The organism is Phytoactinopolyspora limicola (genome assembly GCF_011320225.1).
GTDB lineage: Bacteria > Actinomycetota > Actinomycetes > Jiangellales > Jiangellaceae > Phytoactinopolyspora > Phytoactinopolyspora limicola.
The window spans coordinates 82,505-94,735 of the sequence record NZ_JAAOEN010000009.1; the positions used below are offsets into that span (position 1 = coordinate 82,505).

At 64.5% G+C, this 12,231-nt stretch carries 11 protein-coding genes; 6 read left to right on the forward strand and 5 right to left on the reverse strand.

What is annotated here, in order from left to right:
- The first annotated feature begins 5 nt into the window (after positions 1 to 5).
- Both G8760_RS19730 and G8760_RS19735 read left to right on the forward strand, forming a co-directional pair.
- Complete coding sequence (locus tag G8760_RS19730) at positions 6 to 1,013, forward strand: sugar phosphate isomerase/epimerase family protein (RefSeq protein WP_166354348.1); 1,008 nt, start codon at positions 6 to 8, stop codon at positions 1,011 to 1,013.
- Between the two features lie 80 nt (positions 1,014 to 1,093).
- Entirely contained in the window at positions 1,094 to 1,555 is a 462-nt protein-coding gene (locus G8760_RS19735; protein ID WP_166354350.1) for a DUF4190 domain-containing protein, read from the forward strand.
- Positions 1,556 to 1,643: 88 nt separating this feature from the next.
- On the opposite strand, the gene G8760_RS19740 is transcribed toward G8760_RS19735, so the two are convergent.
- Positions 1,644 to 1,940, reverse strand: coding sequence for a DUF4287 domain-containing protein (locus G8760_RS19740; protein ID WP_166354352.1), 297 nt, complete (start codon positions 1,938 to 1,940; stop codon positions 1,644 to 1,646).
- Between the two features lie 248 nt (positions 1,941 to 2,188).
- Here G8760_RS19740 and G8760_RS19745 point away from each other — a divergent pair, with 248 nt between their 5' ends.
- Positions 2,189 to 2,812 carry a TetR/AcrR family transcriptional regulator gene (locus tag G8760_RS19745; RefSeq protein ID WP_166354354.1) on the forward strand — a complete coding sequence of 208 codons (624 nt, stop codon included), beginning with the start codon at positions 2,189 to 2,191 and terminating at the stop codon, positions 2,810 to 2,812.
- Between the two features lie 3 nt (positions 2,813 to 2,815).
- Here the strand turns inward: G8760_RS19745 and G8760_RS19750 are convergent, their stop codons facing one another.
- Positions 2,816 to 3,511, reverse strand: coding sequence for a DUF998 domain-containing protein (locus G8760_RS19750; protein ID WP_166354356.1), 696 nt, complete (start codon positions 3,509 to 3,511; stop codon positions 2,816 to 2,818).
- A gap of 236 nt (positions 3,512 to 3,747) precedes the next feature.
- Positions 3,748 to 4,143, reverse strand: coding sequence for a RidA family protein (locus G8760_RS19755; protein WP_166354358.1), 396 nt, complete (start codon positions 4,141 to 4,143; stop codon positions 3,748 to 3,750).
- Positions 4,144 to 4,268: 125 nt separating this feature from the next.
- Between G8760_RS19755 and G8760_RS19760 the strand changes: the two genes are divergently transcribed.
- Positions 4,269 to 5,243: a helix-turn-helix transcriptional regulator gene (locus tag G8760_RS19760; RefSeq protein WP_166354360.1), complete on the forward strand. Its 975-nt coding sequence runs from the start codon at positions 4,269 to 4,271 to the stop codon at positions 5,241 to 5,243.
- A gap of 44 nt (positions 5,244 to 5,287) precedes the next feature.
- Here the strand turns inward: G8760_RS19760 and G8760_RS19765 are convergent, their stop codons facing one another.
- Positions 5,288 to 7,861, reverse strand: coding sequence for a tetratricopeptide repeat protein (locus G8760_RS19765; protein WP_166354362.1), 2,574 nt, complete (start codon positions 7,859 to 7,861; stop codon positions 5,288 to 5,290).
- Between the two features lie 381 nt (positions 7,862 to 8,242).
- Here G8760_RS19765 and G8760_RS19770 point away from each other — a divergent pair, with 381 nt between their 5' ends.
- Entirely contained in the window at positions 8,243 to 8,938 is a 696-nt protein-coding gene (locus tag G8760_RS19770; protein WP_166354364.1) for a hypothetical protein, read from the forward strand.
- Between the two features lie 1,592 nt (positions 8,939 to 10,530).
- Positions 10,531 to 11,580, forward strand: coding sequence for a DNA glycosylase AlkZ-like family protein (locus G8760_RS19775; RefSeq protein WP_166354366.1), 1,050 nt, complete (start codon positions 10,531 to 10,533; stop codon positions 11,578 to 11,580).
- 135 nt (positions 11,581 to 11,715) lie between these two features.
- On the opposite strand, the gene G8760_RS19780 is transcribed toward G8760_RS19775, so the two are convergent.
- Complete coding sequence (locus G8760_RS19780; protein ID WP_166354368.1) at positions 11,716 to 12,159, reverse strand: helix-turn-helix domain-containing protein; 444 nt, start codon at positions 12,157 to 12,159, stop codon at positions 11,716 to 11,718.
- Positions 12,160 to 12,231: the final 72 nt, after the last annotated feature.

Genomic DNA, 12,231 nt, shown 5'->3' on the forward strand with positions numbered 1-12,231 from the left:
GACTAATGATCCGGCCGATCACGTTGTTTACCGGTCAATGGGCAGACCTGCCGTTCGAGGAGATGTGCCGGCTGGCGTCGGAGTGGGGGTACGACGGGTTGGAGATCGCCTGCTGGGGTGATCATTTGGACGTGTGGCGGGTGGCTGAGGACGACTCGTATGCCCGCGATAAGTTGGACACGCTGGAGAAATACAACCTGAGGGTCTGGGCGATCTCAAATCACTTGAAGGGTCAGGCGGTCTGTGATGACCCGATCGATGAGCGGCATCGCAATATTCTGCCGGACCGGATCTGGGGTGATGGCGATCCCGAAGGTGTGCGGGTTCGGGCGGCGGAGGAGATGAAAACAACGGCGGTGGCCGCGGCCCGGCTGGGCGTGGACACGGTGGTCGGATTCACCGGCTCGGCGATCTGGAAGTATGTCGCGATGTTCCCGCCGGTGTCGGCGGACATGATCGAGGCCGGGTACCGGGACTTCGCGGATCGGTGGAATCCGATTCTCGACGTATTTGATGCCGAGGGAGTGCGGTTTGCCCATGAGGTGCATCCGTCGGAGATCGCGTATGACTACTGGTCGACGGTGGCGACGCTAGAAGCGATCGGCCATCGACCGGCCTTCGGGTTGAACTGGGATCCGTCGCACATGGTGTGGCAAAACATCGATCCGGTGAGCTTCCTATGGGACTTCCGGGACCGGATTTATCACGTGGACTGCAAGGACACGAAGATGCAGACCGGTAACGGCCGAAACGGCCGGTTGGGGTCGCATCTGCCGTGGGCGGATCCCCGGCGGGGCTGGGATTTCGTGTCAATGGGACACGGCGATGTGCCATGGGAGCAGGCGTTCCGGATGTTGAACGCCATCAGGTACGACGGCCCGATCTCGGTGGAGTGGGAAGACGCTGGTATGGACCGGCTGGTGGGCGCTCCGGAGGCGTTGGAGTTTGCCCGCCGGATCGCGTTCGATTCCCCCGAGGCGGCATTCGATTCGGCGTTTAGCACCGGCGGCTAAGTCCCGTAGTCCGGCTATACCGCCCATGTAGTGGCCACATCTAGGGTGGTGCCTCCTGCTCCGCTGACCAGGAAGGCACGATGAGTAGAGAATATCGGACCCCCGAGTCGTTCGAGCAAAGCGCGCGGCTGAGTCCGCTCGCCGTGGCGTCGTTCATCCTTGGTATTGGGATGGTGGCGTGTTACAGCGCCGGGCTCGGGCTGTCGGGAACGTCCAGGGTGTCGCTCATGTCGCTGGCGCCCGCGCTGGGTGTGCTGGCGGTGCTCTTCGGCCACCTGGCCAGGGGGCAGATCCGCATGCGTGGAAACCGGGGCAAGGGTCTCGCCCTTGGTGGGCTCGTTCTCGGCTACGGTCTCATCGCGCTTTTCGCATTGAACCTCGCGATCAGGGACGAGGTGTTCCGAATCCTGTTCGTGTTTATCGCCGGTATTGTCTTCGGCCTCGTGGTCCGAAAACTGTTCGTCGGCAGTAGCCCCCGACCGCTGGATGAGCACGCATCTGGCGATCCGGCGGGCGCGGAAACTAGATTAGATCGGGATTAGCAGCACGATAGAGACACCCCGTGCGGCGTGCGGCTCCCTCCACGCACCTTGTACTCCAGGCGCCCGATTCCGGTCCCAATCCGGCGCCCTATTCGCGCGGTTTCCTCGTCGCTTTTCCGTCGAGCCAGAGCGTGTCAGATTCATCTCGGTGTGAACCGGTTGTGCCGACATGTTTGCTGTCGATTTTTGGACCCTTCTTAATGACCTGTACGAGCGCCATGCCGTGTCCGCGTCCGAGCCCGTAGTCGTCTTTGAGCCATTCGAGGATCACCGCGGCCTTGACGTCGGGTGCGTCGTAGCCCCGGCTTTTGGCGATGTCGATGAGCTGGCGTGGGGTCAGCCCGGTCTTGTCTTCGATGCTGTCAAGGTATGCCTGGAAAGACATCTGATTACCCCTTCTTCGTTTCAGCTGGAGTCGTCTTGTGGTGGGTCCTGTGGTGGGTCCTGTGGTGGTCAGGCTGGGGGATGGTGTCAGGTGCCGGCCGGAGCCGGCAGGGTGGGGTCGTTTCCCGCCGGGGGAACCGTAGGGCCACAGGTCCTTCCGCGTAGGGTACTGATCGGTACCAACATTGTACGGTACTGTTCGGTACTTAGGCCAAGGTGTTGTTCCGCAAATCCGAATGTGAGGTCAAGATGGATGCGGCGAGGTTGGCGCAGAAGCGAGAGTTCATCCTCGAACGAGCGCTAGACGTGTTCGTTGCGCACGGCTATGTGGGGACTACCACCGATCAGCTTGCCGCGGCCGCGTCCGTATCGAAGCAGACGCTCTACAAGGAGTTCGGCGACAAGGAAGGTGTGTTCGCGGCGCTGATCCAGTTTGCCTGCGATCGCGTCGACGATCCCTTTGCCCCGCTGGTGGATCAGATGCGGGACATCGCATCGGCGGACGAAGCCATCGAGCTGATGGCGACGCAGTTCACCGGCTCCATCATGTCGCCGAACGTACAGCAACTGCGCCGTCTGGTGATCGCCGAGGCGACCCGGTTCCCGCATCTCGGGTTGCTGTACTGGGAGGAAGGTTTCCTGCGCGTTGTGAACTCTGTTGCGCGCTGCCTGTCGATTCTCGCGGAACGGGAGCTGCTCTACATTCCGGACGCGCACCTCGCGGCGCACCATTTTGCCGGGATGCTTCTGTGGATTCCGAGCAATCAGCGGATGTTCGCCGTATCGATGCCGGTCGACGAGTCAAAGCTGGTCGAGACCATCACCGCGGGTGGCCGGGCCTTCCTCCGCGCGTACCGGCCGGAGGCGGGCTGACCACTACTCCGTTGTCGCGGCCGCCGGATCGGGTGCCGATGGCCGTCCGCTCCTGACCGCCGAAGCGACGGCAGACAGCCAGGTGAACGAGACTGTTCCAGCGGCGAGGTAGAAGACACCTGGCGTGTCGGTAGATGCGACTGTGCCGAGAATGATGAGTAGTGGTGTCACGACGCCTGCGATGAGGCAGATGTTGCGCCAAGTGTGGAGCGTCTTGTCGAAGTGTCGGGCTAAGACGAAGCACGCCGCGATCAGGGTCAGGAACGCGGCGAAGAATCCCAGGCTATGAAGGCCACCTGTCGTGCTCATGGCATCGGGCGCCCCTTCCGGCGCGCCTTCCGGGAACCCGAACGCGGGGTCGGGTGGGAAAAGCCCGGCGATGATCATTCCGATCCCAAAGACACCGACGAGTGATGGTCCCCATGTGCCGCCCCGTGAGCCAGCCAGGCGTCGGCGCAAACCCAGTGCGCACAGAACGGCGAGCAGTCCGCAGAGGATGAAGTTCGCTGACTGCACCCACCCGAAGTCACCGTTCTGCAGGGAACTGACGGCATGTTGTGTGATGTCGAAGCCGGGCCGCGCGATCATCTGCACTGCTGCGACCGCAAGGAATAGGGGCGCGATGGCGACGCCGCACTGGAGCAAGATCCGGGTGCGTTGTGGGTCGGTGGTCATGGTTGGGGGATTGGCGACATGCATGAGGCTCCTCGCGCCGGAGTTCGGTCTTGCGATCGATAGGAAGCAAGAGGGACGCGGGCTAGATCACTGGCCTGCGACTGCATGGTACGGTACTGTTCCGTACTGCACCGAGTCAAGTAGCGGCACTGCGTCCGGCGGCTGGCCGCCGCTGCGGAGACGGTCGAGGAGGCGCCGCCGCGCGATCCCGCTGCTCGTGCCGACGGAGCGGCACGAGCAGCGGGATCGGCCAGGTAGCGCTACGCGACAGCGGTTCCTTCGAGTTCGACCATTTGGCCGGGGATCGCAAGGCGGGTGACCCCGAGCATCGTGGTCGTGGGGGCAACGCCGGCGGCTCCCAGCCGACTGGCGAGGATGCCGTAGTGCGGGAACAGCGCGTCGACGTCGGTGGTGTAGACGTTGAGGCGGACAAGGTTCGCCAGCGACATGCCGGCCTCGCCTAGCACGGCTTCGAGGTTGTCGACGGCCAGCGCGAGCTGCGCCGCCATGTCCCCGTCGTGTTGGGGACGGCCCTCCTTGCTCATCGCGGTCTGGCCCGAGATGTACAAGGTCCGGGTCTCCCCAGAGACGACCTCCCCCTGGTTGAACCCCATCTCCAGCGACCACGTCACCGGGTTGACTGCTGTTCGATCCATTGCCATTCCAATCGTTGGGCTGTGTGCGCCCGGCGGTTCGGTAGCCGCCGTCTTCGACGCTCGCAAAGCCAGCCTTCCAAGGAATCACGACATCTTGTGTCATGTTTTTTGGTAAGTATGAATCTATGCGTGCGGATCGGTTGGTCTCGCTGGTGCTGCTGCTGCGCCAGCGCGGGCGGATGACCGCGGACGAGCTGGCCAGCGAGCTGGAAGTGTCCGCACGCACCGTGCTGCGCGATATTGACGCGCTGTCCACGGCGGGCGTTCCCGTCTATGCCGACCGAGGCCGACACGGCGGGTTCTCGCTGCTGCCCGGCTTCCGCACCGAACTCACCGGCCTGAATCACGACGAAGCCCTCGCGCTGCTCACAGCCGGATCCGGACGCGGCGAGAAGGTCTTCGGCCTCAGTACGGCGCTGGCCTCCGCGATGCGCAAAGTGGTCGACGCGCTGCCCGAAGGTCATCGAGCAAGCCTGGACGACGCCGCCAAGCGTTTCCTGGTCGAACCGGAGATCGACCTGCTCTCACGGCGACCGGTCACCGAGGACGTGGCGAGTGGGGTGATGAGCGAGGTCCGCCATGCGGTGCTCACCGGACACAAGCTCCGCTTCGACTACGCCGCACCCAACAAGGAGCCTCGCTCACACACCGTTGACCCCATCGGTCTGGTCACTGTCCGCGACCGCACCTACTTGCTGGCCACCAAGTCCGGAGAAGATCGAACCTACCGGCTGTCGCGGATGCTGACCGCCGAGGAACTTGCCGAACTGGCGGAGCGTCCCGCGCAGATCGACCTCGACCGGATCTGGGCCGAACGCAGCGCCCAGTTCCTCTCCGAGAATCACCTCGCAGTGCTCGTCAGAGTTAAGCCGTCACGCCGAGAAGAACTGCTGAACACAGCCCGGGCTGTCCGCGCCGAGGAACCAGAAGCGGACGGCTGGGTCCGACTCGACGTAACGTTCGAGGATCTGCGACACGCGGTATGGGCGATCTGGCAACTGGATACCGCCGCCGAAGTTCTCGCGCCAGACTCGTTGCGTACCGCCCTGCATGACCGTGCGAAAACCCTCGCCGCCCGGTACGAGGTATCCGACGATTGAGTCGCGCGCCCTAGACTATTGGCGGAAGCTCTTAGCCCGGCTGTTCATGCGCTGGGCATGCTTTCCAGGCGGTCCCGCACGTCGGCCGCCTCGGGGGAGCCGAGTTGCTCGAAGATGGCCGGGGCGTCGGTCCAGCATTGCCGAGCGTCGCCGGTGGCCCCCTCGGCGGCGTGGAGCGCACCGAGCCCGTCGAGCGCGCGAGCCTGCTCGAACGTGTCGCCACTCTTCGTGCTGATCGCGTGCGCGTCACTATGGCGGCTGCGCGCCTGGGTGTACTCGCCGGTGCGTCGAAGGTTGGTTCCGAGGTTGTTGAGGACGCTAGCCTCCAGGTGTAGATCGCCGATCTCCCGGCTGAGCCGCAACGCCTCGAGGTAGTGCTGCTGCGCGCCGTCGTGGTCGCCGTCGGCGGAGAGGATGTTGCCGATGTTGTCGAGGCTGTAGGCGATGGTGGGGGAGATGTTCAGCGACTGTGCGATATCGAGTCCGCGACGGGCCGACTTCAGGGCGTCGTCGCGACGTCCGAGCAGGAGCTGGACTTCGGAGACGTTGGTCAGGCCCGATGCCTGCATGTACTTGTCGCCGATCTCCAGAGCCTTGTCGAGTGCCTTCGCGTGGTAGTCGACGGCTTCCTCGAGCCGACCCGCGCGTCGATGCACGATCGCGATGTTGTCCAGGGAGTTCGCTTCGCCATGAGCGCTTCCAGCCGCCCGGCTCAGCTCCAACGAACGATGGAACCGGTCGATACCGTCGGACAGCCGCCCGAGATGCACATCGATGATCGCGAGTGCGTTGACCGCCGAGCTGGCGCCATATGGGTCGCCCATGTTCTCGAAGGTGTCGGCCGCGCGGTTCAGATGGTCCGCGGCGGTATCCCATTCGGTGAGCCGGACCAGGATCTGTCCGAGATCGAGGTTGGCCCGAGCCTCGCTGACCTGGTTTCCCCGCGAGACGGCCGTATCCAGGGCGATCCGATGCACCAACCGCGCCTCGCCGTAGCGTCCGAACCGGTTGAGCCACCACGCCAGCCCATCGGACAGATGGATCGCGAGATCTGGCTCGCCTAGCTCGGCTCCTTGGCTCGCCAGAGTCAGGATGTTCCCAATGTTGGCGCCGAGCCACTGCCGGCCCGACTCTTCGTCCACCTCGGCAACGGTGACTCCCGGGGGAGCGTCCCGGTTCCTGGGACCCATGAGCGCGTAGGTGGCGCGGTAAGCGGCCCACACCATGGCGACGTGGTGCTCGCACAGCCGGTGTAGCGCAGCCGCCCGTTCGGCCGGACGATCTTCGTCGTACGAGCGGTCCAGGGCGTGGATCTGGACCAACGAGTGCAGCGAGTATCGCGCTGGTCGAGGCCGGGTCACGACGTGGTGTTTGACGAGTTCGGCCAGATGTGTGGCCGTCCGGGCGGTGTCGGTGTCGGTGAGTTCAGCGATGGCGGCTTCGTCGAGGTCGGCACAGGGCTGGGTGGCCAGCAGGCGCAGCGTGCTCTGGGCTCCTCGGGACAACGCGGCATACGACAGCTCGAAGGTTGCTTGTACGGCGTCGTCCAGGCGGAGGCCGCGGCGACGAGTGCGTAGCGGTTCGACGTGGTCGGCGAGCTTCCAGCCCGGGCGGGCCGCAACCCGGGTCGCGGTGAGCCCAACGGCTAGCGGAAGGAAGCCCGACGCCGTCACCAGTTCGGTTGCCGAGGCGATGTCGGCGTTGACGACGTCGGCGCCGGCCACCTCCCGCAGCAGCGCTACCGACTCCTCGAGACTGAACACCTCAAGGGGGATGCGGACCGCACTTACCGCCTCGCTGAGAGTGGTGCGGCTGGTAAGCAGCATGACCGTCCCAGGCACGTTCTGCATGAGTGGCTGGACCTGATGGGCACCGGCCGCGTCATCGAGGACGACGACGCGGCGACGGAGCATCAAGTGCTCCCGAAAGAGTGCCTGCCGGCGGGCGAGACCGACCGGTATCTCTCTGCCGGGCACGTCCAGCAGCCGCAAGAACGCATCGAGCACCGACGCCGGGTCGGCCGCTGGATGGTCAGGGTGAAAACCACGGAGGTCCGCGTAGAGGACACCGTCGGCATGGCCCGCTTCGACGAGGGCACGCGCCGCCCTGATGGCCAGTTGGGTCTTGCCGCTGCCTGGCATCCCTTCGATGGAGAACACAGGTGAGGCGTGCGGGTCGGCAGCGAGGATGGCCGCGAGCGCGTCGTCGCGGCCGATGAAGCTATCGATCTGCGTCGGCAGTTCGGCGTAGGCGGTGACCACGGTTGCCGCGTCGGCGTGGCTCTGCGCGACGCGGCACGCTTGCGCCCACCGTGCCGCCTCGGCGTCGTCGGCACCAAGCGCGCGGACGATGTCGACGACGAGATCGATGTCGAGTCGGCGCCGGTTGGTGCGGAAGCAGTCGTAGACGGTGGCCCGGGCGGGCTTCTGCTCACTGGCAGGCACGCCCCGGGCAGCGCGTTGCTGGCCGACCCGGCGGGCGATCTCCGCATACGACGGATGCCCGGCGGCTGAGCGCATGGACCGAAGCCCATCGGCGATGGCTCCAAGCGTTCGAGACTGACCAGGGACGCGGTGTTCCCCGCCCGGGGGTTCGGACGCGTCCTGCTGTTCGTTCACCGAAAGTCCCAGTCCTTCGCTTGGCCCGACGTAGCAACGATCATCAGCCTAGCGGGAGAGGACCGCTCGGTAGGTCTTTCCATGCTCGGAACCGGCGTCGCCTGGACGGAAGTTTCCGCTGCTCACCGGAGTAGCAGTCGCCTGGTCACCCGGCAGCGGAGAAGAATTAGGGTGCCGCCTCCACCCGGTGGGAGCGGGCGACGGCTGTGAGCCACGACGGTTCCAATTCTGTATCGGGGCTGGCGATCAAAGTCGATTCGTCATACGCTGTATTACGTAACTACAGGTGAGTGAGACGGCTTCTTTGGCTACGAAGCTTCAGTCCTCCCCATCGAAGGTGTGGACTGGAGCGAAAGATGTGATCACCTTCGGACCCGGTCGATGCGCCATCCCGGCGACATCGACCTCGCACCGGAGTGGGCGACGGAGGCCGCTCTTGACGAGGAACGTCTCGTCCTAGCGCCAGACCCATCAAGTAAAAGCGGAACGTCCATCCGGATTGTGGGCTACAGTCCATCGGCGAACCGGATCTTGGTCGTCATCTTGGTCCCCAAGGACATCGATGCCTTGGAGGACGGGGAGTACTGGGGGGGGGGCGACGGCTTGGGCGGCCGACTCGCGAACGATGAGGCTCTACTACGGGGAAGGAGGCCGGACATGACAGATTCGATCAAGAAGATCCTTGCGGACGAAGCCGACCAGGCCGAGGCTAACGCCACGGTCGATGATGCGCTGTATGTCCGCAACCGCCATAAGGCTAAGGACCCCTCACAGGTCTACTCGCTTCGAATCCCGGTCCATCGGCTGGAGGAACTCCGAGCGGTTGCACAGAAGAGCCACCTGGCCCCGTCTGTTTTGATGCGCCGTTGGGTGCTCGAGCGCCTCGACGAGGAACGAGACGGCGATCGCCGGTCGCGGAACGCGGGACTAGAACCCGATTCGCCAGGCATGATCGTCATGACTGAAGAGGAGTTCGCTGAGCAAGTGGGTTCTATCGCCAGCCGGGTCATCGACAGGATCGTGGAGCCACTACTGCAACAGCGACTCGAAGAGATGGAGCAGCGGAGAGCGTTTTAGTGCCAGGGAAGAAGTCGGCCACTGCCGTCCCACGCGCTCCTGCGCAAGAGCGGGTGTGACGTTTCGATCGATTGGTGTGCGGCTGCGTCGTCGCCCGCGGTTCTAGCCGAGTCTGTTCTTCGACGCGTCCCACTCCGTCATCCGTTTCGCTGACACTCGAGCGCAGCAGTAGGTCGTGCACATTGGTCTTGCGAGAACCGGATCAGCGACTACTGCATGGCGTGCTCCAGCGACTCCAGGTCCTTCTCGGCGACCAGCGTCTCGCCATACTCAGGGTCGAAGGACATCAGGCATTGGACGCTGTCGACTGGGGCGACGCCAAGAACTCCTCGACTTCGCGGGGGCGGACGTGACCTTCGGGCACCTCGCGATGCTCGAGACGCGCAGAGGCCGCGGCGGCCCTGAGAGCCCACCGCCGGATTGCAGTCGCGTCAACCCTGCGCGTCGCCATCATCCCTCCTGTGATCGACCAGAACTATCGAGTCTAGGGCGCGCGGCAGCACACCGGTCGCGTCCTGGCAGAGTCGAGGCGCGACGATATGATGCGGTTTCAGAGCGACCTCAAGCCGACAGGTAGGAACTCCTGTTGGCAAACAAGGCCAGTATGGGCGAGGTGCCCCTTGCGTAATGACGAAGTACTGGATTCCGACATCTCTTGTGTAACTCAGGAGATTGTGGCTCAACTTGGTCCGCACCGGCAGAGCTCTTGAGCGAGATCGAAGCTTGCGGTGGGCCTGAGGGTTTCGCAGATGCCCTGAGTAATCACTGGCGTGCCTGGCAGCGCACAACGGCGCCTTACAAGACCCAAGTGATCTATGAGGCAGCCCAACTACTCGTTGCGGCCTCAGTCCGCGACTGCAGCGACCTTGAGGCGGTATTGAGGGACGAAGCGGTTCATCAGCAACTGAAGAAGAGCTGGCTCAGCTTGCCCGGGCAGCGCAGCGGGTTGACCTGGCGGTACTTCCTCATGAACACAGGGATGCCCGGCATCAAAGGCGGACCGGATGATCACACGGTGGCCGTCCCGAGCGGTCGGGCGAGATGTGACGCCACCTGACGCAGAGCGAATCTTGACTGGTGCAGCCGAGCGGCTGCCTGTTGAGACGCGCTTACTTGATCACGCTGTCTGGCACGACGAGCGCCGAAGGCCTAACCGGCGGCGTCAGGGCTAGTCGCGGCGAAGTGACTCACCATTCATGAGGTTCGAAGCCGTGCTTGCGTCGGCGTGCTGTCGTCGCTCTCGCGTCCAGTGGCCCACTGCCTTGAACTTTCGTGGAGCTTCGAGCCAATAAGCGCAGGCGTCGTGAAGACAGGGCTCGGACTTCGTGCTGAGGAACATCGCCATCCATCGCGGACGCGAGGAGACTGTGCCCATCCGTCACATGGTGTGTGCTCCTGACGCCTTGACGCGGTGGTTTGGCGCGAGGTGGAGAGGGCAGAAGGCGAGCCGTCATTTCGTCAGGGAAGGGAGAACCTGCCACCCCTGAAGGGCGCCCATTGTCGGGGATCGGTGCGAGGCTAGGGGAGTGAATGCCTCCGCCGACCTTTCCGTCACTTGGAGCCAGGCGCTGGCCTGGCGGTTGGAGCGACACATGCTTGACCCAGTGGGCTCCGAGCCGGTAGCTGAGGTGGTCCGACGGCTCGGTGCGGTGCTGTCGATGGATGAATCCCTTGCTGAGCTTGCCGTGAGAACCCGTCGCGCGACATCGCGCTCCGGCGAGCTAGCGGAGGCGCTGGCGGACGGAAATGTCATCAAGGTGTTCGCGTTCCGCGGTTCGATGCACTACCTCTCGCCCGAGGAGGGCGGCATCTACCTCGCACTCCGATCGGCGGGGCGGCAGTGGGAGCTGCCGAGCTGGGTCGAGCACTACCGGCTCACGCCGTCGGACTGGCCCGATTTCCGGGCGGCCGTGCGCGAGGCGCTCAGCGATGGGCCGTTGACGCTTGCTGAGCTCGGGGATGTGCTGGCGAGCCAGCGCGCTTACCGGCACCTGAAGCCGGTCTTCGACAAGGGCGCGGGCACCCTGGTCAAGCCGCTGACCTGGCAGGGTGACATGAGCATCGGGCCGCCCCGCGACCGGCAGCACACCTTCCAGCGCCTCGACACCAACCCGAGGTGGGCGGGTGTGCCTGACCTCGACGACGCTGGTCCTCGAGCCATCATGGCGTACCTGCGCACCTACGGGCCGGCGACCTTCGACCACATCCACTACTGGCTCGGGGAGGGTTTAAGCGCCGGCCGCAAACGGCTCAACCGGTGGCTGACGGAAGTTCGCGACCAGCTGGTCGCGGTCGACGTCGAGGGCACCACCGCGTTCGTTCTCGGTGCGGACGCCGACTCCGTCGGTGCCGCGCGCCCGTCGCAGGCGGTGCGGTTGCTTCCCGGTCATGACCAGTGGGTCATGGGGCCTGGTACTAAGGATGTCCACGTCACCCCGCTGTCCCGACGGGACCCGGTGACACGCAAGGCCAATGTGGTGATCGTCGGCGGAGTCGTTTGCGGGACATGGAGGCGGAAGGGCGACGAGGTCATTGTCGTCTGGCTCGACGGGCGGCCGCTACCTGAACAAGCCATCAAGGAGGAGGTTGCGCGGCTGGCCGGCATCGTCGGCCGTGATCTGCAGCCGACATTCGGCTCATAGCATCAGCTAGCAGGGAATGCTGCTCAAGAGCCGACCTGTCTTCACTACGTCGGCGTCAAGTTCCTGGTCGACGGCTGTCAACGGCCAGCCGGTTCGTGGCGTATGCGGGACGTGGTTCGTGCTCACGGCTAGGCGCTACAGTGCGTTCAACTCGTCGAGGTCGCTGTCGGTGAGTTCGGTCGCGCCATCACGCAGCGCTTGCTCGACCAACGCTGGGTTGCCGAACGCACTGGCGACGGTGGCCTTGGCGCGTTCGCGACGTGCGATGAAGTCGAGCAGGTCGGCCATGCGGATGCGGCGACGGTTGCCGACGCGATAGAAGTCGAGTTCGCCGTTGTCCATGAACTTGAGCAGGTGCGGACGGCTCACGTGTAGGAGGTCTGCGGCCTGGTTCGGCGTCAGGTGCTCATCCGAAGCCAGGATGGTGACGTCCCGGCCCTTGCGGACCGCAGCGACCAAGTGTTGCATGACGACGGCGAGCGGCGATCCCTGGGGGAGGGTCTCGGCCAGGGCTGCGACCTGGTTCAAATCGCGGGTATCGACGTCGCTGGCACTCAGCGTTTGGGTTGTGGCGGTCATCCATTCCTGCATGCTATGCACGCGCCCGGTCTAATCTGCCTCAACTGTAGTAGCTGTCATGTCTGTAACATT